The organism is Amycolatopsis albidoflavus (assembly GCF_039525725.1).
Classification (GTDB): domain Bacteria; phylum Actinomycetota; class Actinomycetes; order Mycobacteriales; family Pseudonocardiaceae; genus Amycolatopsis; species Amycolatopsis albidoflava.
This window is the reverse complement of the sequence record NZ_BAAAHV010000003.1, coordinates 504,942-530,815: the sequence shown is the minus strand read 5'-3', so window position 1 is coordinate 530,815 and position 25,874 is coordinate 504,942. Positions and strand designations below refer to the sequence as shown.

Genomic DNA, 25,874 nt, shown 5'->3' with positions numbered 1-25,874 from the left:
CGCACCCCCGACTCGGCCATGCAGCCACTCCCGCCCCGCACCCCGATACGAAGCCACAATGCGGTCTGAGGGTGGTTGTCAAGGCATCTTTCCCGCCTTGACAACCACCCACAGACCGTCATCACAATCGGCTTCGGGGTGCCCACCCAGCCAAAGAACGGCAATGTCGCCGCCAGGCGACGAGCCGAATCCCGGAACGAGACCCCCGCTCCAAAACCAGATCACCGCTCCACACTCTCCTCCCCCGTAGTGGTCAGAACCACGCCGCAACCCCGATCCCCGACCGATCCACCCCTTACACTTGGACCTGGCCCGCCCGCGTCTTCCTGGGAGCTCCCCGGTGGTTTCCGACCCCTCCGCCAGTCCTGCTCGACCCGAAGATCAAGATCAACCCGATCCGGAACCCCGTGAGGAGTGCGGCGTCTTCGGCGTCTGGGCTCCCGGGGAAGAAGTCGCCAAGCTCACCTACTACGGCCTCTACGCCCTGCAGCACCGCGGGCAGGAGGCAGCGGGCATCTCCGTTTCGGACGGCTCGCAGATCGTCGTCTTCAAGGACCTCGGGCTCGTCAGCCAGGTCTTCGACGAGCAGGTCCTGCAGTCGCTGCAGGGCCACATCGCCGTCGGGCACTGCCGGTACTCCACGACCGGAGCCACGATCTGGGAGAACGCCCAGCCGATCTTCCGCACCACGGACACCGGCAGCGGCCTGTCCTTCGCGCACAACGGCAACCTGGTCAACACCGCCGAGCTGCGCGATCGCACTGTCGCCGCGGGGCTGAAGCCGCACGCCGGGCTCACCGGGTCTTCCAGCGACTCCGACCTGGTCTGCGGGCTGCTCGCCGCGAACGCCGCCGACAAAGGCATCGAGGCCGCCGCGCTCGAGCTGCTGCCCACCCTCAAGGGCGCGTTCTGCCTGGTCTTCGCCGACGAGAACACCCTGTACGCGGCCCGCGACCCGCACGGCGTGCACCCGCTGGTGCTCGGCCGGCTGGAGCGCGGCTGGGTCGTGGCGAGCGAGACCGCCGCGCTCGACATCTGCGGCGCGTCCTTCGTGCGCGAGGTCGAGCCGGGCGAGCTGATCGCCATCGACGCCGAGGGGCTGCGTTCGTCGCGGTTCGCGAACCCGGAGCCCAAGGGCTGCGTCTTCGAGTACGTCTACCTCGCGCGCCCGGACACGTCGATCGCCGGCCGCAGTGTGCACGCCACGCGCGTCGAGATCGGCCGCAAGCTGGCCGTCGAGCACCCGGTGGACGCCGACCTCGTGATGCCCGTGCCGGAGTCCGGCACCCCGGCCGCGATCGGGTACGCGCAGGGCTCGGGCCTTCCGTACGGGACCGGTCTGGTCAAGAACGCCTACGTCGGGCGCACCTTCATCCAGCCGTCGCAGACCATCCGGCAGCTCGGCATCCGGCTGAAGCTGAACCCGCTGCGCGACGTCATCCGCGGCAAGCGCCTGGTCGTGGTGGACGACTCGATCGTCCGCGGCAACACCCAGCGCGCGCTCGTGCGGATGCTGCGCGAGGCAGGCGCGCTCGAGGTGCACGTGCGGATCGCGTCGCCGCCGGTGCGGTGGCCGTGCTTCTACGGCATCGACTTCGCCTCGCGCGCCGAACTCGTCGCCAACGGCGTCGACCTCGACGGCATCCGCCGCTCGATCGGAGCCGATTCGCTCGGCTACATTTCGCTGGACGGCCTGGTCGCGGCGTCGGAGCAGCCGAAGTCGCGGCTGTGCACGGCCTGCTTCTCCGGCGAGTACCCGATCGCGCTGCCCGAAGACGCGCTCATCGGCAAGCACCTGCTCGAAAGCATGGACGCCGCAGGTGGCGCGGCCGCTCCCGTCAGTGCGGCCGGGTACGGTGCCGAAGACGCCGTCCGGCGTCCGTGAACCAAGCATGTCCAGTAGGGAGTCCGCTTCCGTGAGCGAGTCCACGAGCGCCACGTACGCAGCCGCCGGGGTCAGCATCGACGCCGGTGACCAGGCCGTCGAGCTGCTCAAGCCACACGCCGAGCGAGCCACGAGGCCCGAGGTGCGCGGCGGGGTCGGCGGTTTCGCCGGGCTCTTCTCCCTCAAGCTCGACAAGTGGAAAGAGCCGATCCTCGCGTCGTCGACGGACGGCGTCGGCACCAAGATCGCGGTCGCACAGGCGCTCGACAAGCACGACACGGTCGGCATCGACCTGGTCGCGATGGTGGTCGACGACCTCGTCGTCACCGGGGCCGAGCCGCTGTTCCTGCAGGACTACATCGCGGTCGGCAAGGTCGTGCCGGAGAAGATCGCGGCGCTGGTCGGCGGCATCGCCGAGGGCTGTGTCCAGGCTGGTTGCGCGCTGCTCGGCGGCGAGACGGCCGAGCACCCCGGCCTGATGGGCGAGCACGACTACGATCTGTCGGCCACCGGCGTCGGCGCGGTCGAGGCGTCCGCGCTGCTCTCGCCGGAGAAGGTACGCCCCGGTGACGTCGTGATCGCGATGGGCTCGTCCGGCCTGCACTCCAACGGCTACTCGCTGGCCCGGCACGTGCTGCTGGACATCGCGCGGATGCCGCTGGACGGGCACGTCGAGGAGTTCGGCCGCACCCTCGGCGAGGAACTGCTCGAGCCCACCAAGATCTACGCGAAGGACTGCCTCGCGCTGGTCGCCGAGACCGAGGTGCGCACGTTCGCGCACATCACCGGCGGCGGCCTGGAGGCCAACCTGGCGCGTGTGATGCCGCGCGGCCTGGTCGCCAAGCTCGAACGCGGCACGTGGACGCCGGCTCCGGTGTTCGCGCTGATCGGGCAGCGCGGCAAGGTCGAGCGCGCGGAGCTGGAGAAGACGTTCAACATGGGCGTCGGCATGGTCGCGATCGTGTCGGCCGAGGACGTCGACCGGGCGCTGGCGGTGCTCACCGCGCGGCACGTGCCCGCGTGGATCCTCGGCGACGTCCAGCCCGCCGAAGACCCGGACGGCCCGCGCGCGGTCCTGTCCGGCGACCACCCGCGGTTCTGAAAGCCGCTTGCCACGTCTTGAGACACTGAAGACATGGCGGAGGACGTACGCGTCGGCGCCCGGTTCGTGATCCCGGGCGCCGAACTGCGAGAGCGGTTCTCCCGGTCCTCGGGGCCGGGCGGACAGGGCGTGAACACGACGGACTCGCGCGTCGAGCTGTCGTTCGACGTCGCGAGCTCCGCCGCGATCCCGCCCGCGCTGAAGGAACGCATCACGGCCCGTTTGGGCACCCGTCTGGTCGATGGCGTGCTGACCATCGCGGCCAGCGAGTACCGCTCCCAGCTGATGAACCGCGACGCGGCCCGGGAGCGGTTGGCTGACGTGTTGACGAAGGCTTCCGCGCCGCCGCCTGCCAAACGGCGTCCGACCAAGCCTTCGCGAGGCTCGAAGGAACGCCGTCTGGCGGCGAAGAAGCGCCGCAGCGATGTGAAGCGTGGTCGCGGCGGCCGGTACGACGATTAGGTCAGCGACAGGTGCACGCACTCACCGGCGACTTGGTAGCCCGCGCGGCGTACACGGTCCCGATGCCGACATCGCCTGGTGTGAGGAAAGCAGTCCGTGCGCCGCGTTCGTGGGCGAGGCGCGTTAGGTACGCGGTGATTGCCGCCGCGATGCCTTTGCCGCGGTACTCAGCCGCCACCGCGATGCCGACGATTTCTGTTGCACCGGAGACGATGTCCAGCGCGATTCCGCCGCCCACAATGGTTTCGCCGTGTTCGGCCAGGACGGTCAGGTAGTTGCGGTTGCGTTCGACATCAGCATCCGACACCTCCGGAGACTCGCCGAAGGCGACATTCTGCACGGACCGCAGGCGGCGGAATTCGTTGTCGGACACCGGTTCCCGCAGCTGAATGCGCTCCGGTGCACCACAATCGACGCGGTCCTCGGCAGTGCAGGTCATCACCGGCACGCGTCGTTCCAGCGTGAAGCCTGCGGCGACAAGGGATTTCTCGACATCGGGAGCGGCGTCGGTGAAGAACTCCAGCCTCGGCAGGAGATTTCGTTGCTGGTAAGCGGAAATCAGCAGAGCGATCTCAGCGGGCGTGGGTGCGGCGCCGTCATCGGGGATGGCGTAGTTCTCCATCGGATGCGAGCTGTCCTGGGCGAAAGTCGCCAGGAACGGGCCGATGCGCTCGGTGTCGCGGCCGATCGGTGCGGTCGCGCGGACGTAGGCCTGAAGGGCGGACATCTCTGGTGGAAGCCTTTCGAGAAAGAAGGAATGCAGCACAAGAACCGGGCAGGGCGAACCCCACGACCGGCGCGCAGGCCGAACAGCTCAGGCCACGCGGCCGGAGTGGGCCGTGGCGGAGCACATAGGCATTCCTTCGTCCGAAACGAACTTCCCGTTCATCGTCTCAGGCCGGGCAAGCGAATAAACGGGCTCAGCGAAGAGCGGCGCGCGCCTGGTCCACGATCCGAGCCAGGTGCACGCCCCGCCGGACATCGCAGGAATGCGTGGTCGTTCCGCACGACACCATCGCGGCGAAATCGTCCAGCAGCGCGGTGTACGCGTCGTTCGCCGTGCCGGTGCGGCCGAGGGTGCGGAGGCCGTGTTCGCCGAAGACCGAGTACTCGACCACCGTCGGCTGCACCGGCAGGCGCAGGCTGAGCGTCGCGGTGCTCGTGATGCCGCCTTCGTGTTCGAGCAGCAGCTGCCACAAGTCCTCGGGACCACGATGCGCGGCGAGGACGTCGGTGATCGGGCCGAGGGCGGCGTCGAGCAGGTCGAACGCGTGCGGGCCGATGTCGGCGAGCGCGCCGGCAGCCGGATCCTGCCGCCAGGCCGAGGTCGCGTACTTCCCGGCGAGCAATGCGCCGGACAGCCACCGCACGCTGCCGCCTCGCCAACCGCCAGCAGCGGTGACGCCGTCCAGCCAATCGCGCGTCTGCTGGGCGAACCGCAGCGTCAGCATCACCAGCGACGCGACGCCAGCCGACGTCACGGCGTCGGCGAGACGCTGCGCCGAGGCGAGATCGGGGGCGATCGGCTTCTCGAGGATCAGGTGCTTGCCCGCCTCCGCGGCCCGGGTCGCCAGCTCGGCCTGCACGGTCGGCGGCACGGCGAACGCGAGCGCGTCGACCTGCTCGAACAGCTCGTCCAGATCGCTGGTCGGCACGGCGTCGTAGGCCTGCGCGAGCGCGGCGGCGGCCTCCGGCCGGCGGCTCCACACGGCACTGAGCACGGTCCCTGGATGATCCGCGAGCCCGGGAGCGTGCACCGTGGTGGCCCACGGTCCGGTTCCTACGAGGCCGACGCGCAGCTGGTCCTGTCCCACGCCCGGAAGTGTAGGTGTGGCCGCGGTCGCTTCCAGCGGGGCCTGCGGTGCGTTAACGTCGACAAGTTCTTCGCCACGAACGGGGGAAGCCGGTGAGAATCCGGCGCTGGCCCGCAACCGTGAGCGGCCCCCCGGAGGGACCGCGAGCCGGATCGCCCGTCGTGGTCCGATCGATGCGAGGTACATCTGACATGCGATTCGTGCACGCGCGGCACTGGGGGCGAGTCCTCGCCGGCTGCGCTCTTCTCGTCGCCACCGGCTTAGGCGGGGCGTCCTCCGCCTCCGCGACCACGCCCGGCAAGGGCGCCGACGGCTATTGCCAGGACGACAACGGCGTCACGGTGATCGTCGATTTCCAGGGGCTGGGCGGGGAAACCCTCATCCGGTGCGCGCCCGGAAAGCAGGAAAACGGCGTCACCGCCCTGCAGAACGCGGGTTTCGAACTCGCCGGCGCGGGCAAATACGGCCTGGCCGTGATGTGCAAGATCGAGGGCAAGCCCGCTGATCAAGCCTGCACCGGGATGCCGCCGGAGAAGGCGTCGTGGAGCTTCTGGACCGCCACCAACGGCGGAAAATGGGAGTCGGCGCAGGTCGGCGCGCAGAGCTGGAAGCCGCCGGCCGGGGCGTTCGAGGGCTGGTCCTTCGCGATCGGCAAGTCCTACACCGAGTATCCGCCGCCGCGCACCGAGCCGGTGCGCAAGGCCGCCGCGCCTGCCCAAGCCCCGGCGTCCACTTCGGACAGTGGATTCCCGTGGGGCCTGGTGATCGGCATCGTGGTCGTCGTGCTGCTCGCGGTGGCCGGGACGGTCGTCGCGGTGCGTCGCAGGCGTGCCGCGGAGTAGTCCGCGGGCGCTCCATCCCGGCGCGTGGTGGGTGTGGGCGCTCGCGCTCGCCGTCGCCGCGAGCCGGACCACGAACCCGGTTCTGCTCGCGCTCGTGATCGCGGTCGCCGGGTTCGTCGTGGTGCTCCGCCGCGGCGACGCGCCGTGGGCGCTGGCGTTCCGGATGTACGCCTGGATCGCCGGGGTGATCCTGGCGTCGCGCGTGCTGTTCCGGATCCTGATCGGCGGCGAGGACGGCGGCCACATCCTGTTCACGCTGCCGACCATCCCGCTGCCGAGCGTCGCCGCCGGCATTCAGCTCCTCGGCCCCACTTCGGCCGAGGAGCTGCTCGGCGGGCTGTACGACGGGCTCCGGCTGGCCACGATCGTGCTCTGCATCGGGGCCGCGAACGCGCTGGCGAACCCGAAACGCCTGCTCAAGGCCGTACCCGGCGCGCTGTATGAGGTTGGTACCGCGGTCACGGTCGCGTTGTCCGTCGCGCCGCAATTGGTCGAGAGCGTGCAACGGGTGCGCCGCGCGCGTCGGCTGCGTTCCGGCAAGACGCGCGGCCTTCGGTTCGTGAAGGGGATTTTCGTGCCCGTGCTCGCCGACGCCATGGACCGATCGCTGCAGCTCGCGTCGGCGATGGATTCCCGCGGCTACGGACGGCGCGCGTATCTCTCGCCACGCGTCCGGATCCTGATCGCGACCTGCGTGCTGGCCGGGCTGGTCGGCGTCGCGGTGGGGGTTTACGGCGTGCTCGACGGGTCCGCTTCGTGGCTCGGCGTGCCGATGCTCATCGCCGGTCTGGTGCTCGCCACCGCCGGATTCGTGCTGGGCGGACGGCAGATCCGGCGAACGACCTACCGGCCCGATCCGTGGCGGCTGCCGGAGACGCTGGTGGCGCTGTGCGGCGTCACGACCGCGGTGCTCGTGCTGATCGCCGACCCGGTGTCGCTCACCACCCCGGCCAGCCCGCTGACCTGGCCGGAGCTGCCGTTGCTGCCGACCGTCGCGGTGCTGATCAGCGCGGCGCCCGCTTGGTTCGCGCCGCGTCCGGCGCTGGTGTCGGAGGTCGCCCGATGATCGAGTTCTCGCACGTCAGCGTCACCTACGACGGGGCGGACCGGCCGGTGCTCCGCGACGTCGACCTCACGATCGAGGAGGGCGAGCTTTGCCTCGTCGCCGGGCGCACCGGTGTCGGTAAGTCGACATTTCTCGGCGCGATCAACGGTCTCGTCCCGCATTTCACCGGCGGCACGCTTGCTGGGCGCGTCGCGGTCGCCGGGCTCGACACCGCGACGCATCCGCCGCGCGAACTGGCGTCGGTGGTCGGCGTGGTCGGGCAGGATCCGCTGGCCGGATTCGTCACCGACACCGTCGAGGAAGAACTGGCTTACGCGATGGAGCAGCTCGCTGTCGCGCCGGACGTGATGCGCAAACGCGTCGAGGAAACCCTTGACCTGCTGGGCATCGCCGAACTCCGCGACCGTCCACTTCGGACGCTCTCCGGCGGGCAGCAGCAACGCGTCGCGATCGGCGCGGTGCTCACGGCGCATCCGAGCGTGCTGGTGCTGGACGAACCGACGTCGGCGCTCGACCCGACCGCGGCCGAGGAGGTGCTGGCCGCGATCACGCGGCTGGTGCACGACTTGGGCACGACGGTCGTCGTCGCCGAGCACCGGATGGAACGCGTCGCACAGTACGCCGACCGCCTGCTCTACCTGCCCGGCGACGGCACCGTGGTGTCCGGTCCGCCGGCGGAGGTTTTCGCCGAGACAGATGTCGCGCCGCCCATCGTGGAGCTGGGACGACTCGCGGGCTGGTCGCCGCTGCCCCTCTCGGTCCGCGACGCCCGACGGCTCGCCCGTCCGCTGCGGGAACGCTTGGCCGAGCGCCGCCCCAATGTGGCATTGGGTGCATGCGACGCACCCAATGTGGCGTTCGGTGCATCTGACGCACCCAATGCCACATTGGGGCGTTCTGGGGAGGCGGTGCTTAAGGCGAGGGGTGTGCGGGTTCGGTACGGCGGCGTGAACGCGGTGCGCGGCGTTGACCTGCGGCTGGATCGCGGCGAGGTCGTCGCGCTGATGGGCCGGAACGGCTCGGGCAAATCCTCGCTGCTGTGGGCGTTGCAGGGCAGCGGACCTCGTTCCGACGGCACGGTCGACGTCGAAGGCGCGGACCCGAAGACGCTCCGCTCTCGCGCTGCCCGCACCCGCGTCGGCCTGGTTCCGCAGACCCCGTCTGACCTGCTGTATCTCGACTCAGTCGGCGCGGAATGCCGACAGGCGGACGTCGAATCGCACGTCACGCCAGGCACCGCGCGGAAGCTGCTCGACCGCCTCGTGCCCGGCATCGAAGACGACACCAACCCGCGAGACCTGTCCGAAGGCCAGCGACTCGCCTTGGTCCTCGCGGTGCAACTCGCCGCCGCCCCGCCGGTCGTGCTGCTGGACGAGCCGACCCGCGGCCTCGACTACCCGGCGAAACGGCACTTCGCGACCATTCTCGCCGACCTGGCCGCCGAGGGACACGCGGTGCTGCTGGCCACCCACGATGTCGAGTTCGTCGCCTCCGCCGCGCACCGCGTCGTGGTCCTGGCCGAGGGCGAAGTGGTCGCCGACGGCCCGACCGCGGACGTCGTTGTGGCCTCGCCCGCCTTCGCACCGCAGGTGGCGAAGATCCTCGCGCCGGAACCGTGGCTGACCGTGGACGCGGTGGCGAAGGCGTTGGCGTGACCGATTTCCTAGGCCCAGCTGTCCGCATCCGGCACCGCACGGCGCTGGTGCTGACGGCCGCCGTCGTGGTCGGCCTGGCGATGTTCTGCTGGCCGCTGCTCGCCCGCAGCACCGTCGGGACCTCCGCACACGTGACCGACGCGCCGTTCGTTTTCCTCGTGACACTCCCGGTGCTGATCCTGATCGTGCTGGCCGAGCTGTCCAGCGGCGGACTCGACGCGAAGGCGCTCGCGCTGCTCGGCGTGCTGTCCGCGGTCAACGCCGCGTTGCGTCCGCTCGGCGCTGGCACCGGCGGGATCGAGCTGGTGTTCTTCCTGCTTGTGCTGGCCGGGCGGGTCTTCGGGCCGGGCTTCGGGTTCGTCCTCGGCTCGACGTCGCTGTTCGCGTCCGCGCTGCTCACCGGCGGGGTCGGGCCGTGGCTGCCGTTCCAGATGCTGGCGTCGTCGCTGGTCAGCCTTGGCGCCGGGCTGCTGCCGCGTCGGGTGAAGGGCCGGTGGGAGATCGCGATGCTGGCGGTCTACGGCGTGGTCGCCGCCTACTTCTACGGGCTCGCGATGAGCCTCTTCACCTGGCCGTTCCTGGCGAGCCACACCGCGCTGGACTTCGTCCCGGGCGGCCCGCTCGGCGAAAACCTGCACCGGTTCCTGGTCTTCACCGTGCTGACGTCCACTTTGGGCTGGGACACCGGCCGCGCGCTCACGAATCTGGCCGCGATCCTCGTGCTGGGCCCGGCGATCCTGACGGTGCTGCGCCGGGCCGCACGACGAGCCGCGTTCAGCTGAGCGACTGGCCGACCTTGTCCAGCACCTCGACGAACTGAGCCATGCCGGCCGCGTTCGGGAAGTGAGACGTGTCGATGTCGTGCACCTCGAACTGCGTGCCGGGCGTGCGCGCGTCGGCCTCGGCGATCATCCGGTCCTGCAGGGCGAGCGGCACCAAGCGGTCTTGGAGATGCCGGATGTAGAAGCGCGGGACGCGCCCCCACCGCTCCGGCGTGCCGCGCGAATCGGTCGAGCTGCGTCCGATGATGTCGTCCGGGGCCATCGCGTTGAGCAAGGCGTAGAACTCGCCGTCGGTGGCGTCCGCGCAAAGAGCCGCCTTCGCCTCCGCCGACGAAGACCGCCAGTTGAACCGCATCGCACCGATCACCGCCGGATCGGCCGCGATGAACCCGAGCATCGCCCCGACCTGCGACGACGCGGCCTCAGGAGTGGCGAGATATTCCTCCGGCGTCGGCAGATCGACACAGCAGAACGCGGCGTCGTAGACGAGCGCCGACACCAGATCCGGGACCTCTTCGGCGACAAGCGTGACCAGCGCGCCGCCGATGCTCGACCCGACCAGCACGACCGGACCCAGCGTGGCGGCGCGGCGGACGACGTCCACAGTGGTCGCGACCTGGTCGGCCACGGTCAGGCCGACCAGCGCCGACGGTTCCGTGGCGAACGCGCCGAGATCCTGCGGAGCCTGGTACGACAGCCGAAACTGCTGCTCCGGCTGCGGCACCCCCACCCCGCGATACCCGCGCAGCACGAGTTCAGGCGGGGAGGCGGACACGCCGTTGGCGCCGGCGGCGAAGACGAACGTCGAAGTCATGCCGCACAGTCAAGCGACCCGCCCGGCCCAGCACAGCGGGGAAAAGTGGATCAGGCCCGCAACTAAAGTCAGGAGTAGGAGTAGAACCCGCGGCCGGTCTTCTTGCCGAGCAGCCCGGCGTCGACCATGCGCAGCAGCAGCGGCGGCGACGAGTACAGCGGCTCTTTGAACTCCGCGTACATCGAGTCCGCGATCGCCTTGATGGTGTCGAGGCCGATCAGGTCGGACAGCCGCAGCGGACCCATCGGATGCGCCGTGCCCAGCTCCATGCCGCGGTCGATGTCCTCGGCCGAGGCGAAGCCCGATTCGATCATCCGGATCGCCGACAGCAGATACGGCACCAGCAGCGAGTTCACGATGAACCCGGCCCGGTCCTGCGACCGGATCACCGTCTTGCCCAGCGCGCCGGTGGCGTGCTCCTCGGCCCGGCGGGCGGTCTCCTCGCTGGTCAGCAGCGACGGGACCAGCTCGACCAGCGGCAGCACCGGCACCGGGTTGAAGAAGTGGATGCCGACGACCTGCTGCGGACGGCCGGTGGCCATGCCGAGCTTCATGATCGGGATCGACGAGGTGTTGGACGCGAACACCGCGTCCTCCCGCTCGACGATCTTGTCCAGCTGCCGGAACACGTCGACCTTGGCCTGCTCCTGTTCCAGGATGGCCTCGACGACGAGATCGCGGTCGGCGAACTCGGCGATGTCCGTGGTGAAGCGAAGCCGCCCGAGCGCCGCCTCGGCGTCCTCGGCGGCCAGCTTGCCGTTGCGGACGCCGCGTTGCAGCGACTTCTCGATGCGCGCCTTGCCCGCGTCGAGGGCGGGCTGGTTCACCTCGGTGACCAGCACGTCCAACCCGGACCTGGCGTGCACCTCGGCGATGCCGGAGCCCATCAGCCCTGCTCCGACCACACCTACTCGTGCGATGTCGCTCACCCGTCCAACTCCTTCGTCACCTCGCCGACAGCAAGAAAACGGGCAGCACACAACGCACGAGGGCGTCTCGGACCTCAGTCCGATTCCGCCCTCGCGTGTCGTGTGCCTGCGTCAACGGCGGTACTCGTCGTACCCGTCGTCGTACGGGTCCTCGTACCGCTTGTCGTCCTCGTGGTTGTCCGAGGAACTACTCGACAGCTCGCGCTGCAAAGCATCGAAATCGGTGTCGTGGGAGCTGTACTTGAGCTCGCGCGCCACCTTCGTCTGCTTGGCCTTAGCCCGGCCGCGCCCCATGGCTCGACCCCCTCGCACAGGGGCGGGGCGGCCGGGGGAATCGGCGGCCCCGCATCGTCTCGACAGTTCTTTCCTGCTGACACCGTACCGTGTCCCGGGGGTTGGATGCGACGTGGCACGGTGTGCTCGTCGCGACAGTGTCCGCCGGACGCCGGTTACCGGCACGTCGATGCCGATCGGCCCTGGTCGGCGTGCCACGATGCTCGGGTGCTCCGACCCTTCGTGGCCTATCTGCGGGTGTACGAACCTCTGCGCGCGCTGGGCGATCCCCCCGCGCAACAGCTGGTCGAGGCCGTTTCCGCGGGCGGGCTCAGCCGGGTCGGGATCGGCGAACGCGAACAGTGGATGTGGCTCAAGTCACAGGCGGCCGCGCCGGTGCGTTTGCTGCCCGCGCAGCTGCGCGACGGACGCCCCTCGCCGAGTCTCGTCAACGACGTGCTCGTGCTGGATCCGGCCGACGTCCCCGCCGGCCACTCGGCCGAAGGCCCGTTCGCGTGCCCGCTCGAAGTGCGCGCCCGCTCGGCCGCCGCGTTGAGCACCTTCCTCGCCGACGCCGAGCCGGCGTTGCGGATCGCGGTCCTCGACTCCGGCGGCGTCACCGCGGATCGCGCCCGCGCCCAGACCAAGGCCGCGATGACCGACCTCACCGCCACCGCCGCGCACACCCTCACCACCACCTGGACCGTCCCGCTGCCGTGGTTTTCACTGGTCGACCCGGACGAGCGCAAGCTCGTGCTCGGCAGCGGCCCGGGCGACCCGACGCGGGAGGCGTCCTGGCGCACCCCGATGTCCGAGGCGCTGCGGCGGGCGTCCGAGGCGGGCGAGCTGATCGAGACGACCTTCGGCGACTCCGGTCCCGGCCGGGTGCTCTCGCAGACCCGCCAGTGGCTGGAGAGCTTCGACGCGGACTCGGTCGTCGAGCTGGATTACGGCGGTCTCGTGCAGCTGTTCGCCGATTCGCTGCTGGACGCCGACTCCACCGCGGAGGAGGTCCACGACATCCTCGACGCGCTGCGCACCGGGAACGTCGAGGAGCTGGCCGAGCTGTTTTCGCAGCTGCGCGAGTTCTGGGGCGATCTCGCGGCTAAGGAGCACTCCAACTGACCCGCAGCTCGCCTACCGGTTGACCGCCGCCGAGCACCGGCGGATGGACCAGGTCGGCCAGCTCCTCCGGTGCCTCGATCCCGAGCCGAGCCAGGACGGCCATCGCCAGCGGAGCCAAGGCTCGCTTGTTGCCGTCCGCGATCTTGATCGCACACGCGGTGCCGTCGCCGAGCGTGAACGCCAGGACGCCCTCCGCGCCGCTCTTCGACAGCAGCCCAGGCACCGCCTGCATCAGCCGGGTGTCTTCGCGACCGGTGCCCGCGACCAGCCACGGGTGGGCCCGCATCGCGTCGGCCACCCGGCGTTCGTCGGTGCCCGGGTCGGCCTGCGCGAGTCGGCCGAACGACCTCGCGAGGCCGGTCGGCGAGAACGCGAACAGCGGCGCGCTGCAGCCGTCGACGCCGACCGCGGCGATGGATTCGCCGGTCAGCTCCTCGACCGTCTTCGCGAGCTGGACCTGCAGCGGATGGTCCGGCAGCTGGTAGCCGTCGGTCTTCCAGCCGTTCGCGACGCAGGTGGCGAGCATCGCGGCGTGCTTGCCGGAGCAGTTCATGGTGATCTTCCGCGGCTCGTCGGCCGCGCGCCGGGCGTCCTCGCCGATCGGCAGCTCGGCCGGGCAGGCCAGCGCCGTCGGGTCGAGCCCGGCCGCGGACAGCATCGCGGCGACGCGCTCGAGATGTCCGGTTTCGCCGGAATGCGAGGCGCAGCCCAGCGCCAGGTCTGCGCCGTCGTAACCGAGCCCGGCGCGGAGCATCCCGACGCCCTGCAGCGGCTTGTTCGCCGACCGGGGGAAGAACGGGCTGGTGACGTCGCCCGCGGAGAACTGGACGGAGCCGTCCGGCGCGGTCACGACGAGGCATCCGTGGTGGACGCTCTCGACGAACCCGTTCCGGACGACCTCGACGAGGATCGGCTGGCCGGTCATTCCTCGACGCGCCCCAGTTCGCTGTCCAGCAGCTGGTCCACAGTGGCCGCTCCGCTGCTGTAGCGCGCGGCGATCTCGGCGTTGAGCGTGTCCATCACGCCTTGGACCTGGCGGCGAAAGGAGGACACGGACGCTTCCTCGGCCGCGTACGTGTCCAGCGCGGCGGCGAGCTTGTCGTCGGTGAGCGAGCCGACGTCGGTGAGCCCGGTGTCGCCGATCAGTGCCTCGGCGTGCCTGCGGTGCTCGCCCGCGCGGGACGGTTCGAGCTGCTGGTGGCGGCCCGAACCGGCGGCGGGGCCGAGCGCGTTGTCGGCGAGGATCGACGCGAGCCGGTCGACGATGCTGGCTTCCCCGCCGGACGAACGGCGCTCCTGTTCCGCGCGCACGATGTCGATGCGGGCGTGCAGGAGCCGGCGCAGGTAGGACAGGTCTGTCTCTTCCTGCGCGGCCTCGTCGCGCCGCTCGCGCAGCACCGGGAGCGGCAAGTCGCCTAATCCGGTGAGATATCCCGGGCCGAGGACGCGGTCGATCCGTCGCCGCCCGCCGGGACGCACTTCGATCACGGGCACATCCTGCTCCACATTCCGCGACGACGCTACCGTCGAGTTCACTTCAGCCCCGCAGTCTCTGCGCTGCTTCCCGTCCGGGCGCCGCGTGCTCGCCCGGCACCGAGTCCGGATCGACAGTGGCCTGGACCACTCGGTCCTCGTCGCCCGCCAGCAGTTCCGCCCCGCCCGGCACCGAGCGCTTGACCAGCGCCAGCGCGATCGGCCCGAGTTCGTGGTGCTGCGCGACTGTGCCGATCCGGCCGACCACGCGCTCGCCGAGCTTCACCGGGTCGCCGGTCTCCGGCGTGATCTCCGGCGAACCGTCGAGGTGCAGCAGCGCGAGATACCGCGGCGGGCGGCCGACGTTGTGCACCTTCGAGACGGTTTCCTGGCCGCGGTAACAGCCCTTCGCGACGTGCGCGGCCGAGCCGATCCAGCCGACCTCGTGCGGGATCGTCCGTTCGTCGGTGTCGACGCCGAGCCGCGGATGCCGCGATTCCACGCGCAGCGCGTCGAAGGTCCACGAGCCGGCCGGACGCGCGCCGGCGTCGGTGAGCCGTTGCCACCATTGAGTGAGCTGAGCGCGCGGCACCACGAGATCCGCGCCCGCTCGCGTCGGCCACGGCATCCGCCGGGCGAAACCGCCCTCGGGCAGCGCGGCCACCGAGTACGGCTCGGCGCCGAGCTCGACGCCGAGCACGCTGTCGGTCTCCGGGCCGAGCACCGAAAGAACGGCCAGTTCTTTCGTCGCGTCGCGAATCTCGACCTTGGACCAGAATTTCATCGCTTCGAGGTACTCGCGCAGGGTTTGCTTGCCGCCCTTGGGCAACGCGCTCGTGACGAGCGGGCCGGGGTCGCTGTCGAGGTACACCGTGTCGCCGGTGTGCGCGAGCACGAAATGGGTGTCGACGTGGCCTTGGCTGTCGAGGACGAGCGCTTCGGTGCCCGTGTTTCCGGCGAGTTCGGTGACGTGTTGCGAGATCACCAAATGCAGCCAGGACAAGCGTTCCTCGCCGGTGACGGCGAGGGTTTCTCGGTGCGAGCGGTCGATCACGACCACTCCTCGGGCGGCGGTGCGCTGCTCGGCGAACGGATCGCCCCAGTGCCACGGAACTCCGGCTTCCGGATGGCCCTCGGGCGCGGCGACCGCGCGGGGGATTTCGAGCAGCGGCGAGCTGTACGGCATAACGCTAAGGGTAAGTGAGTACCTTGTGGGGATGCGCGTTCTCGCCTTCCTCGACGGTTCACTGGCCGACCCCGAAGCCGCCCACCTCCGGGTGGACGACCTCGGCCTGCTGCGCGGAGACGGGGTGTTCGAAACGATCCTCGTGGCAGTGAAAAAGCCGCGGGAAATGCGTCCGCACCTCGACCGGCTCGCCCGTTCCGCGGCGATGCTGGACCTGCCGGCGCCGGACCTGGACGGCTTCGCCCGAGCCGCGCAGGCAGTCGTCGACGCGTGGCAGGGCGGGCCGGAAATCGCCCTGAAACTCGTGTACACGCGGGGTGTCGACGGTGATCCGGAAGGCAAGCCGACGGCGTTCGCGATGGGCTTGGAGGTCGACGAAAAGGTGCTGCGGGCGCGCACCGAAGGCGTCTCCGTGGTGACCCTGGAGCGCGGTTTCGGCCCCGAACTCGCCGAGCGCGCCCCGTGGCTTTTGCTCGGCGCGAAAACGGTTTCCTACGCGATGAACATGGCCGCGCTGCGCGAGGCGGCCCGTCGCGGAGCCCAGGATGTGATCTTCACCGCTACCGACGATTCGGTGCTCGAAGGACCGACGTCGACGGTCGTCCTGGCGAAGGAACGGACGCTCTACACCCCGCCGTCCACTGTTGGCATCCTGCCAGGAACGACCCAGTACGCGTTGTTCCGCGGCGCGGAGAAGGCGGGTTGGTCGGTGAAGGTGGAGCCGCTGTCGGTGGACGACTTGCTGCACGGTGACGGCGTTTTTCTTACGTCGTCGGTGCGGAAGGTGACCCGGGTGCACACGCTGAACGGGACGGAGCTGCCGGATTCGTCGGCGCTGCACGAGGAGCTGGTGGCGGCTTACGAGAGCGAGTACTGAGCGGCGTTCGCTTCGATGTGGGCGACGTCGCGCAGCCGGTCAGCGGCCGAGTCGATCACTGCTCGCGGGTCGGTGAATCCGTAGCTGTCGCAGAACAGTTTCGCGCGAGGCGGTAGAAGGCGTAGCCGAGGTCGTGCGTTCGAGGACCGGGATGCGCGGTGTCGAAGTCGATCAGGCCCACGACTTCTTCGCCGCGCAACACGCAGTTGTACGGCGCTTCGCGGCGGAAATCAGTGCGGGCGGCCGCAGCCGCCGACGAACTTCTCAGTCACCCACGACCTCCGAAATCAGCACCACCGACGGCGTGATCCCCTCCGCCCGGTACGCGCTGATCTTGTGGTGCCCGTCCACCAGCAACGGCCGCGTACCGGACAAAACCACCGCCACCGGACGGTGTCCGGAACGGATTGCCGTGCGGTAGTACGTGACGCGGGCATCGTCGTCGTCCGGCCAGTCGCTCGCCGGGACCAGGCTCGCCGCCTCGAAGCGTTGCGGGCCGCTGACTCGGTATTGGCCGTCGACGAGCAGCGCCAGCAGCTCGCGCAGGGTTTCCGCCAGCGGCAGGCGTACCTGACCGGTCGCGAGCGCGATGCGCAGCGACTGCGGCAGCTCCGCCCGTCCTCCGGTGTTCAGCTCCAGGAAACCCGCGCCGCCGGTGATCGTTACCCGTTCCACGCTCAGAAGGACGCGTGGAACCGCACCAAGGTTCCGGGGCGTGCTTGAGCGAGTGCTCCGAGTGACTCCCGTCTCACGACCGCGACCACCGGATAACCGCCCGTGGTCGGGTGATCGGCCAGGAACACCAGCGGCAATCCGTTCGGCGGGACCTGAATCGCGCCGGTGAGCACGCCTTCGCTGGGTAACTCCGAATTGGACACTCGACGTAGCGGCGGCCCGTCAAGGCGGACCCCCACTCGGTTGGATTCCGCGGTGACTGTCCACTGTGTGTTGAGCGCGCTCGCGGGATCGGTGAACCAATCGTCGCGCGGGCCGAGCAGGACGGGCACTGTCAGCTGCGACGGCACGGGCGCGGTGACGACCACGTCGGCACCAGAAGGAACACCGGTGACCGGACCGAGGGGGACTCTCGCGCCAGCTTCTAACGGCGAGGGGCCGAGTCCAGAAAGGACATCAGTCGACCGGCTTCCCAGCACCGGCGGCACGGCGACACCGCCGGACACCGTCAGGTAGCAGCGCAGCCCGGTGGCTGGTCGGCCGATCGTCAGTTTTTGGCCTGGCCGCAGCGAAATCGGCAGGTGCGAGCCGGTTTCCCGGCCGTCCACGGACACCGCGACCGGCGGTCCGGTCACCGCGGCAGTGCACGAAACCACAGCCTGGACAGCCAGTCCGCCCAGCACGGTTTCGATCCCGGCGGCGTCCTCGGCATTGCCGACCAGCCGGTTGCCGAGCCGTAGCGCGGCGACGTCAAGAGCACCCGACGGTGGGACGCCCAGATGTGCGTAACCGGGCCGGCCGAGGTCTTGCACCAGAGCCAGCGATCCGGTCGAGACGATCTCCAACGCGCGCATCAGACGCTCCGGAACCGCACGCGGAGACCGGGCGTGAACAACGCCGGCCGCTCGGCGGAAGGGTCGAAAAGCGTCGCCTCGGTGTGTCCGATCAAGCGCCAGCCACCAGGGGATTCTCGCGGGTAAACGCCGGAGTACTCGTCGGCGATGGCCACCGAGCCAGCGGGGACCCGGGTCCGCGGAGAGGTCAGCCGTGGCTGCCGCAACTGAGCGGGAAGCCCGGCGAGATAACCGAAACCGGGCGCGAAACCAGTGAAAGCGACCGTGTAGACCGCGCCGGTGTGGAGGGCGACGACCTCGTCCACGCTGAGCCCCGCGTCTTCAGCGACCAGCGAGAGATCTTCGCCGGAGTAGCGCACGTCCAAAACAACTTCGCGGGCATCCCCGGCGGGCGGATGGTCCAGATCGGCCGAAGCCAGCAAGGAACGCGCAGCTTCCAGGGCACCCGCGGACGCGACTACCAGCAGCGTGCGCGCCCCAGGGACGATCTCCTCGACGCCGTCGAGCGCGGCTTCGGCGAGGGTCGCCCGGGCTGCGCTCATCTCCGCGAGCGAGGCGCAGTCGAGCAGGGCGGCGTGTTCGCCGTACCGCCGCCAGCGCACGGCGTCTCCCGGAGCCTCAGCCCACCACGCGGCGCAGCAGCGCGGAGGCGTGCGGCTGCATTTCCTGGCCGACCATCGCGCGTTCCTCGACGTACCCGAGGTCGCCGTTCACCAGGCCGTACAGCCGCTGCGCACCGGTGACCTCCTTGGCCGTCGCGGTGCGGATGACCGCGTCGGTGCCGAGTTCCCAGGACGTCTGGCTGCGCGGTTTCCCGTAGTACAGCTCGACGATGCCGGAGCTGTGCGTGAGCAGCAGTTCCAGGGTGTCGTCCTCCTGCGGACGCCAGAACCCGGTTTCGCGGGCGGCGGGCCGCAGCACGCTGCCGTCCTCGTTCAGCAGCCACGAGCGCGCCTCGTGGTACAGGAACGGGCGGCCGTCGTGGGCGACGGTCAGCTGCTGGGCGAACTTGATCGGCCCGTCGATCGTCGGGTAGTCGATCTCGCCCTCGCCGCGCCAGACGCCGACGAGCGGCAGCAGTGCGAGGCACGCGTCGTTCAGGTTCGGGCCCTCGCGCAGGTTCGCCGTGTCGTTCGGGATCGCCAAGTCGTCCCACAACGGCAGGTTGCGGTCGCGCGTGCTGGCGGCCCGCTCCTCGGCTGCCGCGATGGCCTCGTCGCCACTCGTCATGCTGGTCAGCGCTGGTCGGCGTACAGCCGGTAGACGACAAAGACCGCGAACAGCACGGTGGCGATGCCCGCGATGATCAACAGGGTCGTAAACAAGGTCTCCACAGCGAGGACAATAGTCCGCCCCGGCTCATCTAGCGCTGCGCAGGGTCGTCGCGGTGAGGACGGTCACCGCCAGCAGCGCCGCTCCAGCCACCGCCATCGCGGTCTGCAGCCCTGTCGTGAGCGTGCTGCCGCGATCGAGAAGGGCTCCGAGCGCGGCGACGCCGAGTGCCATCCCCACCTGCCGCGCGGCGTTCACCGTCCCAGCCGCGGTGCCCGTGCGCTGCACCGGAAGCCCGGCGAGCCCGACGACGTTGGTCGGGGTGATGCTCAGGCCGAGACCGATGCCGGACAGCGCCAGCGGGACGCTGAGCAGCCAATACGGGCTCGTGGTGTCGACCAGCAGAAAGGCGAAACTGCCCGCCGCGGTGATGACCAGGCCGATCGGGAGCACCCGTTCCGCGGTGAAGCGGGCGGCGAGCCTTCCGGAGAAGAACGCGAGAACGGCGTTGGCGACCACGTACGGCAGCATCTGCACGCCGGTCGTCGAGGCGGTGCTGCCCCAAGCCTGCTGCAGGTACACGGCGATCAGGATGGGCAGCGGGTAGCAGGCGAAGCCGATCACGAACGACGTGAAGATCGAGGTGGCGAAGCGGAGTTCGCCGAACAGCCGGATCGGCAGCATCGGATGCGGGGCGCGCAGTTCCACCACGATGAACGCGGCCAGCCCGAGCGCGCCGAGCACCGCGACCACAGCGTTGGACGCGATCACGGCGTAGGTGAACGCGCCGATCCACAACGCGCCGAGCACCTGTCCGGGCAGGTCCAGCGCACCGTGCGCCGGATCGGACGACTCGCCGAGACCCCGGCGGCCGGCGAAGACCGCGAAGACGCCGATCGGCAGGTTGACCAGGAAGATCGCGGGCCAGCCGAACGCGTCGGTGATCGGTCCGCCGATGAGCGGCCCGATGACCAGCGCACCTCCGGCCACCGCGCCCCACGCCCCCAGCATCCGCGCCCGTTCGCGCGGCTCCGGATACGCGTGCGCGAGCAGCGCGATGCCGCCGGGGATGACTGCGGCCGCCGCGACGCCTTGCGCGACGCGCGCGGCGATGAGCAGTTCGAGCGTCGGGGCGAGGCCGCACACCAACGAGGCGAGCGTGAACACGGCGAGTCCGCCGAGGTAGATCCGCTTGCGGCCGTAGCGGTCGCCGAGCGTGCCGCCGGTGAGGATCACCGCGGAGAGCGCGACGGTGTATCCGTCGACAATCCATTGCAGGTCAGTGAATTCGGCGTGCAGCTCGTGTTGAATCGTCGGCAGCGCGACGCTCACCACGCTCGCGTCGAGCAACGCCATGAAGCTGCCGACGAACACGGCGATGGCCAGAAGTGGGCTCCGCGCAACGATTTTCGTTTGGGACACCCTTGCGAGCTTGGGTCCTCAAGTCGGCTTGAGGTCAAGCGTCCGGAAAGCCGTGAAGGGCCCCTTGAGGGAATCAGATTCCCTCAAGGGGCCCTTCACGGACCGTAAATCAGGTGTTCTCAAGCAACCGAGATGGCCAGCTGGTGCAGGCCCGGTCCCTCCGCAGTGACGTTGGCCTCGCCGTTGCCGGTGCGGTGCAGCGCGCGCACCGTCCAGGAACCTTCGGCCGCGTAGAAGCGGAAGTCGCCGTCAGCCGAGGAAACGACCTCGCCCGCGAAGTCGCCGCCGCCGTCGAGCAGCCGGACGAACGCGCCGCCGACCGGACCCTCGGTGCCGGTGACCTTGCCGGCCAGCACGACCTGGCCGTTGGTGTCGAAGTCCGCCGGGGTCGCTTCCTGCACAGGTGCGCTGCAGCCGTCTGCCATTACTTAGCTCCCAACTCGACCGGAACGCCGACCAGCGAACCGTATTCCGTCCACGAACCGTCGTAGTTCTTCACGTCCGCCTGGCCGAGCAGCTCGTGCAGGGCGAACCAGGCGATCGAGGAACGCTCGCCGATGCGGCAGTACGCGATGGTCGCCTTGCCCTCGTCGTAGCCGGCCTCCGCGTAGAGGTCCTTGATCTCCTGCTCGGACTTGAAGGTGCCGTCCTCGTTGGCGACCTTCGCCCACGGCACGTTCAGCGCGCCCGGGATGTGGCCCGGCACCTGCGACTGTTCCTGCGGCAGGTGCGCCGGGGCGAGCAGCTTGCCGGAGAACTCGTCCGGCGAGCGCACGTCGATGTAGTTCTTCGCGCCGATCTCCTTGACGACCTCGTCGCGGAACGCGCGCAGCGAAAGGTCCTGGTCCTTGGCCTTGTAGCTGGTGGCCTCGCGCTTGACCTCGTCGGAGTTCAGCTCGCGGCCGTCGAGCTCCCACTTCTTGCGGCCGCCGTCGAGCAGCTGCACGTTCTCGTGGCCGTAGAGCTTGAAGTACCAGTACGCGTAGGCGGCGAACCAGTTGTTGTTGCCGCCGTAGAGGACCACGCGGTCGTCGTTCGAGATGCCCTTCTCCGACAGGAGCTTCTCGAAGCCCTCCTTGTTGACGAAGTCGCGGCGGACGCCGTCCTGGAGGTCGTTGCGCCAGTCGAGCTTCACCGCGCCGCGGATGTGCCCGTTGTCGTAGGCGGTCGTGTCCTCGTCGACCTCGGCGAACACCACGCCCGGGGTGTCCAGGTTTTCCTCGGCCCACTGGGTGGTGACCAGGACGTCTTCTCGGCTCATGGAAGCTGGCTCTCTTTCTTGGTTGGGTTTACGAGGACGCCCGCGCGGGGCTGAAACGCTTGATCAGCAGGTACACCTGGCACCCGAGGCAATAGTTGAACGCCGCGTTGAGGAAGGCGGCGAAGAGCGCGAACGCGGTAGCGACGACGCCGAGCGGCGTCACGCCGGTCGCGAAGCCGATCGTGCCGACGAGCGCGAACACGAACCCGACCGCTTGGGCGAACCGCAGCGGAGCGGCGTCCTCGCGTTCGGTCGGCGGCCCGAGCCGCGGCGCGACCACGAGCCGGTACAGCACCGAGTACGGCGCGGGCTTGAGCCCGACGAACGCACCGATCGCGAAGACCACGGTCTGCAGTGCGAGCAACGGCCACCACTGCGTGACGAGCACGACGGCGAGCACCACCGTGGTCACGATCGCGGCGAACCTGGGACCTCGCGGGTCTACGGCCGGTCCGGCGGACATGGGTTCCTCCTGCTCAGTGCGAGGGGAAGGGCGTGCGGGCAGCACGCGGCGAAGACGGGTACAGCGGAACGGCGCGAGACGTGCTTCAGCGCCGGCCGGAAAAAGGCAGACACAAGCTGCTGCGCACGCGGCAGAAATCGACCGCGCGGCGCTGCGTCAGAAGGGTGATGGGCAGCTCGTCCACAGGGGGGAGGGTACCCAGGCTCGCTCGCTCCCGGAACCATGTTCATTCCTTGGGACGAGGTCCGGATCCTGAGAATCAACCGCCGCGGGGCCGGGTCTCTCTCCCATGCCCGCCGGCCCGGCACGCCGTGCGGAGGTCCGTGAGGGGAACCCTGACGGAATCAGAGTCCGTGAGGGTTCCCCTCACGGACGTCGGGGCAAGCGGAGCCCGGCGGCGAGAGGGTCAGTGCGACGCGGCGGTGAGGTGCGGGCGGAGCGCCTCGAGCAGCTCCGGGCCTTTGGGCACGCCGCCCACGCGCAGCAGTTCCCGGCCTTCCGGGTCCAGCGCGAGCGTGGTCGGCGTGCTGAGCACCGACAATGCCTGCGCGACCTCGGGACGTTCGGTGACGTCCAGGTCGACGTGGTGCAGGCCGTCGGTCTTCTCCGCGAGCGACGACAGAATCGCCCGCGTGTGCCGGCACGGGGTGCAGAACGTGGTGGAGATCTGCACCAGGGTGACGGCGGATTCCGGATCAAGGGCCTCGGCGACCGGAGCGGGGAGCGTGCTGGCGGTCCGGGTCGCGGCGGCCGGTTTGGCCGCGCGGATCCGGCCGTTGCGCGCGCGCAGGAGCAGGCCCGCGGCCGTCGCCACGACCAGCGTCGCCAGCAGCACCCACACTCCGGTCACCGGGATCAGCCTCCGTGGTTGGTGGACAGGTCGGCGAAGTTCACGTCGTGCGCTTCGCCCTTGAGCGTCACCGAACCGCTGTCCACGCGGACCGCGGTCGGCGTGACCGACAGCGGCAGCCGGGACGTGGAGATGGTCGCCCGGAAGTTCGGCAGCAGAGCTTTCTGCACAGCTTCCGGAACGATCGTGGTGCTCTGGTCATTCCCGAACTGCAGCCGGTAAGGCACGATCGAGATCGACTTCGCCTTGAGCTCGATCAGCGCGAAGCAGAAGATCTCCACCTTCTGCCCGGCCACCTGGACGTCGCCGGAGATCCGCAGTCCCGCGCTGGTGCCGTCGGCCGGTTCGCCGTCGGCGTTGGTCGGCGTCGGGTCCGGCTGCTTGCCCTGCTCGGTGTCGCCGTACTTCACGTACGCCTGGGTCGACTGCTCGATCTTCAGGTTCTGGATCTTGTTCAGCGGCGAGACGCGCGCGAGGTCGGCCGCCTTGATCGTCACCGCGCCGGTGAGCTTGCCGATCTTCACCGCCTTGGTGTTGCCGGACGTGAGGTCCGACAGCGGCGCGATGACGTCCTCGAGTTCGGCGCTGACCCGCAGGTCGCGAAGTTCGCTGCCGACCGGCACGCCGTCCGCGGAAACCGTGATGTGACTGTAGTCACCGGAGAGCGCCTGCACGGTGAACGGGAAGCCGTGGATGGTGACCGACGGATCGTCGCTCAGCCCGAGCTGCGCGCGGGCTTTCTGCGAGATCGTGTGCTCGGCGAAGGCCGCCGCTCCGAAATCCGCACCGACCAGCAGGAGCACCAGCACTCCCAGCACGATGAGCCACCGCCGCACGCGCCTGCCGCGGCGGCCGTTGCCGGGGTTGCTGGCCGGTCGGTCGTCCCGGGTCACGGGCCTGCTCGCCATCGCCTCGGTTCTCCTGTTCGGGTGGATTTCGTCGTGGTGCGGGTCACGCCCGGCGCGTTGGACCAGGTGTGATCGATCCAGCACGAGCTAGGTGCCGGGGTGTTCACCCGCTATTCTCACTTAGCACCGACCGACGCCACGTTTGAGGCGACGAATCTGAAGGCGGTGCGGATCATGAGCTTGGACCTGCTGGTGCTGACGGGGGAACTCGACGCTACCTCCGTACTACCCGCGCTGGACCTGCTGCCGCACACCGTACGCGTACGCGAGCCGGAAGTGACGGCCCTGCTCGACGCGGGCCACCGGGACGTCATCCTCCTCGACGCGCGCAGCGATCTCGCGTCCGCGAAGAGCCTGTGCCGCCTGCTCAAAGGCGCGGAGGACGAATCGGGCACGCCGGTCATCGCCGTCGTCGGCGAAGGCGGTCTGGTCGCGGTCAACGCCGAATGGCGCACTGACGACATCCTTCTGCCCACCGCGGGTCCCGCCGAAGTGGACGCGCGGCTGCGGCTCGCCACCACTCGCGACGGCATCGGCCTGCAGGCGGACGCCGAGCTGCGTGTAGGCGACCTTGTCATTGACGAAGCGACGTACACGGCGAAGCTGCGCCGTCGCACGCTTGAACTGACGTACAAGGAGTTCGAGCTCCTCAAGTACCTCGCCCAGCACGCCGGCCGGGTGTTCACCCGCGCGCAGCTGCTGCAGGAAGTGTGGGGTTACGACTTCTTCGGCGGCACGCGCACGGTCGACGTCCATGTACGGCGGCTTCGCGCGAAGCTCGGTCCGGAGCACGAGCAGATGATCGGCACTGTGCGAAACGTCGGCTACAAGTTCGAGCGGCCGGCGAAGGGCGCGAAGCCGGTGATCGCCGTTCCGTCCGACGCTTCGGAGCTGACCTCCCGCTGACTTTCGCCGGTAAGGTCGGTCTGTGGCTATCGACCTTGGCGACTGGACGACCGATCCCGACGACGCGGTGCGCGAAGTGCTGCTCGCGGCGAAAGCGACTGACGGGCGTCCCGAGGTCGACGCGACCGGGCCGTTGCCGCGCGACTTCGAGGGCGGGCTGCATCTCCTCGCCCGCCTCGACGGCGCGCCCGCCGGGTATGTCCACCTTGATACCGAAGGCGATTCCCACGGCCATCAGGTCGCGGAGCTTTTCGTGCACCCGGATTTCCGGCGTCGTGGCGTCGGCACCGCGCTCGCGCGGGCAGTGGTCGAACGCGCCGACTCGGGATTTCGCGTGTGGGCGCACGGCGATCACCCTGGTGCGGCAGCGATCGCGGCGAAACTCGGCCTCGGCCGTCAGCGCGAAATGCTGGTCCTGCACGTCGATGTCGCCGGTGCGGACTGGCCGGAACCGGTGCTGCACAACGGTTTTCGGCTGCGCACCTTCGTGCCGGGCCAGGACGAGGACGCGATGGTCGCGGTCAACGCGCGCGCGTTTGACTGGCATCCGGAACAGGGCGCGCTGACCGCCGCCGAGGTGCGCGCCGAAGAAAGGCAGGCCTGGTTCGACCCGGCAGGCTTCTTCCTCGCGGAGAACGAGAGCGGCGACGTCGTCGGCTTCCACTGGACGAAGGTCCACGACCCGGTGCCCGGCCGGTTCGACGGAGACCCGGTCGGGGAGGTCTATGTGGTCGGCGTGGATCCTGCTACTCAGGGTAGTGGCCTCGGCAAGGCGCTGACCTTGGCCGGACTCCGTTACCTGCGCTCCCGGGGGCTACCGAGGGTGATTCTCTACGTCGAGGGCGACAACGCCGCGGCCTTGGCCGTGTACAACAAGCTGGGGTTCCAGCGTTTCGAGACCGACGTCCAGTACGGTGAGTGATCACGGTCGGCGCATGCGGTGACCCGGGTTACTTTCTGCGTACTAGCAGGTCACGA

30 protein-coding genes and 1 riboswitch are annotated in these 25,874 nt (G+C 69.7%); of the genes, 11 read left to right on the top strand and 19 right to left on the bottom strand.

The features are described 5' to 3' along the window. Positions 1–340: 340 nt before the first annotated feature. From purF to arfB, 3 genes are read left to right on the top strand one after another with little or no spacing between them, the layout of a single operon-like run. Positions 341–1,885 carry an amidophosphoribosyltransferase gene (gene purF / locus ABD156_RS03550; protein ID WP_344266235.1) on the top strand — a complete coding sequence of 515 codons (1,545 nt, stop codon included), beginning with the start codon at positions 341–343 and terminating at the stop codon, positions 1,883–1,885. A 31-nt stretch (positions 1,886–1,916) separates the two neighbouring features. Continuing rightward, positions 1,917–2,987 (top strand): phosphoribosylformylglycinamidine cyclo-ligase, encoded by a 1,071-nt coding sequence (purM, locus tag ABD156_RS03545; protein WP_182892735.1) that lies wholly within the window; start codon positions 1,917–1,919, stop codon positions 2,985–2,987. A gap of 33 nt (positions 2,988–3,020) precedes the next feature. Next, positions 3,021–3,449 (top strand): alternative ribosome rescue aminoacyl-tRNA hydrolase ArfB, encoded by a 429-nt coding sequence (gene arfB / locus ABD156_RS03540; protein WP_344266229.1) that lies wholly within the window; start codon positions 3,021–3,023, stop codon positions 3,447–3,449. Position 3,450: 1 nt separating this feature from the next. Here the strand turns inward: arfB and ABD156_RS03535 are convergent, their stop codons facing one another. Together ABD156_RS03535 and ABD156_RS03530 are read right to left on the bottom strand one after the other, a co-directional pair. Further along, a complete protein-coding gene (locus ABD156_RS03535) occupies positions 3,451–4,176 on the bottom strand; it encodes a GNAT family N-acetyltransferase (RefSeq protein ID WP_344266226.1) in 726 nt (241 codons plus the stop codon). Between the two features lie 193 nt (positions 4,177–4,369). After that, positions 4,370–5,263 (bottom strand): Gfo/Idh/MocA family protein, encoded by an 894-nt coding sequence (locus ABD156_RS03530; protein WP_344266223.1) that lies wholly within the window; start codon positions 5,261–5,263, stop codon positions 4,370–4,372. 28 nt (positions 5,264–5,291) lie between these two features. Then, positions 5,292–5,439, top strand: a riboswitch (cobalamin riboswitch). A 15-nt stretch (positions 5,440–5,454) separates the two neighbouring features. Between ABD156_RS03530 and ABD156_RS03525 the strand changes: the two genes are divergently transcribed. The 4 genes from ABD156_RS03525 to ABD156_RS03510 are packed head-to-tail and all read left to right on the top strand — an operon-like array spanning position 5,455 to position 9,608. After that, positions 5,455–6,105: a hypothetical protein gene (locus tag ABD156_RS03525; protein ID WP_344266220.1), complete on the top strand. Its 651-nt coding sequence runs from the start codon at positions 5,455–5,457 to the stop codon at positions 6,103–6,105. Continuing rightward, positions 6,092–7,171, top strand: a complete 1,080-nt coding sequence (locus ABD156_RS03520; protein WP_344266217.1) for a CbiQ family ECF transporter T component — start codon at positions 6,092–6,094, stop codon at positions 7,169–7,171. Before ABD156_RS03525 ends, ABD156_RS03520 begins: the two co-directional genes overlap by 14 nt. After that, positions 7,168–8,826, top strand: a complete 1,659-nt coding sequence (locus ABD156_RS03515) for an ABC transporter ATP-binding protein (RefSeq protein ID WP_344266214.1) — start codon at positions 7,168–7,170, stop codon at positions 8,824–8,826. The genes ABD156_RS03520 and ABD156_RS03515 overlap by 4 nt, the downstream gene beginning before the upstream one ends. Further along, positions 8,823–9,608, top strand: coding sequence for an ECF transporter S component (locus tag ABD156_RS03510; protein WP_344266211.1), 786 nt, complete (start codon positions 8,823–8,825; stop codon positions 9,606–9,608). Before ABD156_RS03515 ends, ABD156_RS03510 begins: the two co-directional genes overlap by 4 nt. On the opposite strand, the gene ABD156_RS03505 is transcribed toward ABD156_RS03510, so the two are convergent. The 3 genes from ABD156_RS03505 to ABD156_RS03495 all read right to left on the bottom strand — a co-directional run bounded on the left by ABD156_RS03505 (position 9,601) and on the right by ABD156_RS03495 (position 11,645). Then, complete coding sequence (locus ABD156_RS03505) at positions 9,601–10,422, bottom strand: alpha/beta fold hydrolase (protein WP_344266208.1); 822 nt, start codon at positions 10,420–10,422, stop codon at positions 9,601–9,603. The genes ABD156_RS03510 and ABD156_RS03505 overlap by 8 nt on opposite strands. Positions 10,423–10,490: 68 nt before the next feature. Next, the gene (locus tag ABD156_RS03500; protein WP_344266205.1) at positions 10,491–11,351 is read right to left on the bottom strand and encodes a 3-hydroxybutyryl-CoA dehydrogenase; all 861 of its coding nucleotides are present in this window, start codon (positions 11,349–11,351) and stop codon (positions 10,491–10,493) included. 111 nt (positions 11,352–11,462) lie between these two features. Then, the gene (locus ABD156_RS03495; protein ID WP_037353984.1) at positions 11,463–11,645 is read right to left on the bottom strand and encodes a DUF3073 domain-containing protein; all 183 of its coding nucleotides are present in this window, start codon (positions 11,643–11,645) and stop codon (positions 11,463–11,465) included. 207 nt (positions 11,646–11,852) lie between these two features. Between ABD156_RS03495 and ABD156_RS03490 the strand changes: the two genes are divergently transcribed. After that, positions 11,853–12,749: a DUF8083 family protein gene (locus ABD156_RS03490; protein WP_344266198.1), complete on the top strand. Its 897-nt coding sequence runs from the start codon at positions 11,853–11,855 to the stop codon at positions 12,747–12,749. On the opposite strand, the gene ABD156_RS03485 is transcribed toward ABD156_RS03490, so the two are convergent. From ABD156_RS03485 to ygfZ, 3 genes are read right to left on the bottom strand one after another with little or no spacing between them, the layout of a single operon-like run. Beyond that, positions 12,730–13,674, bottom strand: a complete 945-nt coding sequence (locus tag ABD156_RS03485) for an asparaginase (protein WP_344266195.1) — start codon at positions 13,672–13,674, stop codon at positions 12,730–12,732. The two genes, ABD156_RS03490 and ABD156_RS03485, sit on opposite strands and share 20 nt — an antisense overlap. Further along, positions 13,671–14,237, bottom strand: coding sequence for an RsiG family protein (locus ABD156_RS03480; RefSeq protein WP_344266192.1), 567 nt, complete (start codon positions 14,235–14,237; stop codon positions 13,671–13,673). The genes ABD156_RS03485 and ABD156_RS03480 overlap by 4 nt, the downstream gene beginning before the upstream one ends. A gap of 49 nt (positions 14,238–14,286) precedes the next feature. Next, positions 14,287–15,408 carry a CAF17-like 4Fe-4S cluster assembly/insertion protein YgfZ gene (ygfZ, locus tag ABD156_RS03475; RefSeq protein ID WP_344266189.1) on the bottom strand — a complete coding sequence of 374 codons (1,122 nt, stop codon included), beginning with the start codon at positions 15,406–15,408 and terminating at the stop codon, positions 14,287–14,289. Positions 15,409–15,439: 31 nt separating this feature from the next. On the opposite strand from ygfZ, the gene ABD156_RS03470 reads away from it, so the two are divergent. Continuing rightward, on the top strand, positions 15,440–16,285 hold the full coding sequence (locus ABD156_RS03470) for an aminodeoxychorismate lyase (RefSeq protein WP_344266186.1): 846 nt from the start codon (positions 15,440–15,442) through the stop codon (positions 16,283–16,285). A gap of 55 nt (positions 16,286–16,340) precedes the next feature. Here the strand turns inward: ABD156_RS03470 and ABD156_RS03465 are convergent, their stop codons facing one another. The 11 genes from ABD156_RS03465 to ABD156_RS03415 form a co-directional block, all read right to left on the bottom strand. After that, positions 16,341–16,484, bottom strand: coding sequence for a phosphotransferase (locus ABD156_RS03465; protein WP_344266183.1), 144 nt, complete (start codon positions 16,482–16,484; stop codon positions 16,341–16,343). Positions 16,485–16,549: 65 nt separating this feature from the next. Further along, on the bottom strand, positions 16,550–16,960 hold the full coding sequence (locus tag ABD156_RS03460; protein ID WP_344266180.1) for a hypothetical protein: 411 nt from the start codon (positions 16,958–16,960) through the stop codon (positions 16,550–16,552). A gap of 2 nt (positions 16,961–16,962) precedes the next feature. Continuing rightward, positions 16,963–17,814, bottom strand: coding sequence for a 5-oxoprolinase subunit C family protein (locus tag ABD156_RS03455; RefSeq protein WP_344266178.1), 852 nt, complete (start codon positions 17,812–17,814; stop codon positions 16,963–16,965). Further along, positions 17,814–18,416 (bottom strand): 5-oxoprolinase subunit B family protein, encoded by a 603-nt coding sequence (locus tag ABD156_RS03450; protein ID WP_344266174.1) that lies wholly within the window; start codon positions 18,414–18,416, stop codon positions 17,814–17,816. Before ABD156_RS03450 ends, ABD156_RS03455 begins: the two co-directional genes overlap by 1 nt. A 16-nt stretch (positions 18,417–18,432) precedes the next feature. Continuing rightward, entirely contained in the window at positions 18,433–19,044 is a 612-nt protein-coding gene (locus ABD156_RS03445) for a heme-binding beta-barrel domain-containing protein (protein WP_344266171.1), read from the bottom strand. A 129-nt stretch (positions 19,045–19,173) separates the two neighbouring features. After that, positions 19,174–20,508 (bottom strand): MFS transporter, encoded by a 1,335-nt coding sequence (locus ABD156_RS03440; RefSeq protein ID WP_344266168.1) that lies wholly within the window; start codon positions 20,506–20,508, stop codon positions 19,174–19,176. A 119-nt stretch (positions 20,509–20,627) separates the two neighbouring features. After that, positions 20,628–20,933 carry a DUF1416 domain-containing protein gene (locus ABD156_RS03435; RefSeq protein ID WP_344266165.1) on the bottom strand — a complete coding sequence of 102 codons (306 nt, stop codon included), beginning with the start codon at positions 20,931–20,933 and terminating at the stop codon, positions 20,628–20,630. Next, the gene (locus ABD156_RS03430) at positions 20,933–21,769 is read right to left on the bottom strand and encodes a sulfurtransferase (RefSeq protein WP_344266162.1); all 837 of its coding nucleotides are present in this window, start codon (positions 21,767–21,769) and stop codon (positions 20,933–20,935) included. Before ABD156_RS03430 ends, ABD156_RS03435 begins: the two co-directional genes overlap by 1 nt. Before the next feature lie 28 nt (positions 21,770–21,797). Further along, positions 21,798–22,232 carry a DUF4395 domain-containing protein gene (locus ABD156_RS03425; RefSeq protein ID WP_344266159.1) on the bottom strand — a complete coding sequence of 145 codons (435 nt, stop codon included), beginning with the start codon at positions 22,230–22,232 and terminating at the stop codon, positions 21,798–21,800. Positions 22,233–22,638: 406 nt separating this feature from the next. Then, complete coding sequence (locus ABD156_RS03420) at positions 22,639–23,082, bottom strand: TlpA family protein disulfide reductase (RefSeq protein ID WP_344266156.1); 444 nt, start codon at positions 23,080–23,082, stop codon at positions 22,639–22,641. 5 nt (positions 23,083–23,087) lie between these two features. Beyond that, positions 23,088–23,990: an LmeA family phospholipid-binding protein gene (locus tag ABD156_RS03415; protein WP_344266153.1), complete on the bottom strand. Its 903-nt coding sequence runs from the start codon at positions 23,988–23,990 to the stop codon at positions 23,088–23,090. 174 nt (positions 23,991–24,164) lie between these two features. Here ABD156_RS03415 and ABD156_RS03410 point away from each other — a divergent pair, with 174 nt between their 5' ends. Together ABD156_RS03410 and mshD are read left to right on the top strand one after the other, a co-directional pair. After that, a complete protein-coding gene (locus ABD156_RS03410) occupies positions 24,165–24,896 on the top strand; it encodes a winged helix-turn-helix transcriptional regulator (protein ID WP_344266150.1) in 732 nt (243 codons plus the stop codon). 22 nt (positions 24,897–24,918) lie between these two features. After that, positions 24,919–25,818 carry a mycothiol synthase gene (mshD, locus tag ABD156_RS03405; RefSeq protein ID WP_344266147.1) on the top strand — a complete coding sequence of 300 codons (900 nt, stop codon included), beginning with the start codon at positions 24,919–24,921 and terminating at the stop codon, positions 25,816–25,818. Positions 25,819–25,874 lie beyond the last annotated feature (56 nt).

Excerpts from the sequence above, each read along its gene's own strand:
- arfB (WP_344266229.1), top strand. The coding sequence starts at position 3,021 with ATGGCGGAGGACGTACGCGTCGGCGCCCGGTTCGTGATCCCGGGCGCC.
- ABD156_RS03525 (WP_344266220.1), top strand. The coding sequence starts at position 5,455 with ATGCGATTCGTGCACGCGCGGCACTGGGGGCGAGTCCTCGCCGGCTGC.
- ABD156_RS03495 (WP_037353984.1), bottom strand. The coding sequence starts at position 11,645 with ATGGGGCGCGGCCGGGCTAAGGCCAAGCAGACGAAGGTGGCGCGCGAG.
- ABD156_RS03435 (WP_344266165.1), bottom strand. The coding sequence starts at position 20,933 with ATGGCAGACGGCTGCAGCGCACCTGTGCAGGAAGCGACCCCGGCGGAC.
- ABD156_RS03535 (WP_344266226.1), bottom strand. The coding sequence starts at position 4,176 with ATGTCCGCCCTTCAGGCCTACGTCCGCGCGACCGCACCGATCGGCCGC.
- ABD156_RS03410 (WP_344266150.1), top strand. The coding sequence starts at position 24,165 with ATGAGCTTGGACCTGCTGGTGCTGACGGGGGAACTCGACGCTACCTCC.
- ygfZ (WP_344266189.1), bottom strand. The coding sequence starts at position 15,408 with ATGCCGTACAGCTCGCCGCTGCTCGAAATCCCCCGCGCGGTCGCCGCG.
- ABD156_RS03425 (WP_344266159.1), bottom strand. The coding sequence starts at position 22,232 with ATGTCCGCCGGACCGGCCGTAGACCCGCGAGGTCCCAGGTTCGCCGCG.
- ABD156_RS03430 (WP_344266162.1), bottom strand. The coding sequence starts at position 21,769 with ATGAGCCGAGAAGACGTCCTGGTCACCACCCAGTGGGCCGAGGAAAAC.
- ABD156_RS03515 (WP_344266214.1), top strand. The coding sequence starts at position 7,168 with ATGATCGAGTTCTCGCACGTCAGCGTCACCTACGACGGGGCGGACCGG.
- ABD156_RS03455 (WP_344266178.1), bottom strand. The coding sequence starts at position 17,814 with ATGCGCGCGTTGGAGATCGTCTCGACCGGATCGCTGGCTCTGGTGCAA.
- ABD156_RS03445 (WP_344266171.1), bottom strand. The coding sequence starts at position 19,044 with ATGACGAGTGGCGACGAGGCCATCGCGGCAGCCGAGGAGCGGGCCGCC.
- ABD156_RS03415 (WP_344266153.1), bottom strand. The coding sequence starts at position 23,990 with ATGGCGAGCAGGCCCGTGACCCGGGACGACCGACCGGCCAGCAACCCC.
- ABD156_RS03485 (WP_344266195.1), bottom strand. The coding sequence starts at position 13,674 with ATGACCGGCCAGCCGATCCTCGTCGAGGTCGTCCGGAACGGGTTCGTC.
- ABD156_RS03470 (WP_344266186.1), top strand. The coding sequence starts at position 15,440 with ATGCGCGTTCTCGCCTTCCTCGACGGTTCACTGGCCGACCCCGAAGCC.
- ABD156_RS03505 (WP_344266208.1), bottom strand. The coding sequence starts at position 10,422 with ATGACTTCGACGTTCGTCTTCGCCGCCGGCGCCAACGGCGTGTCCGCC.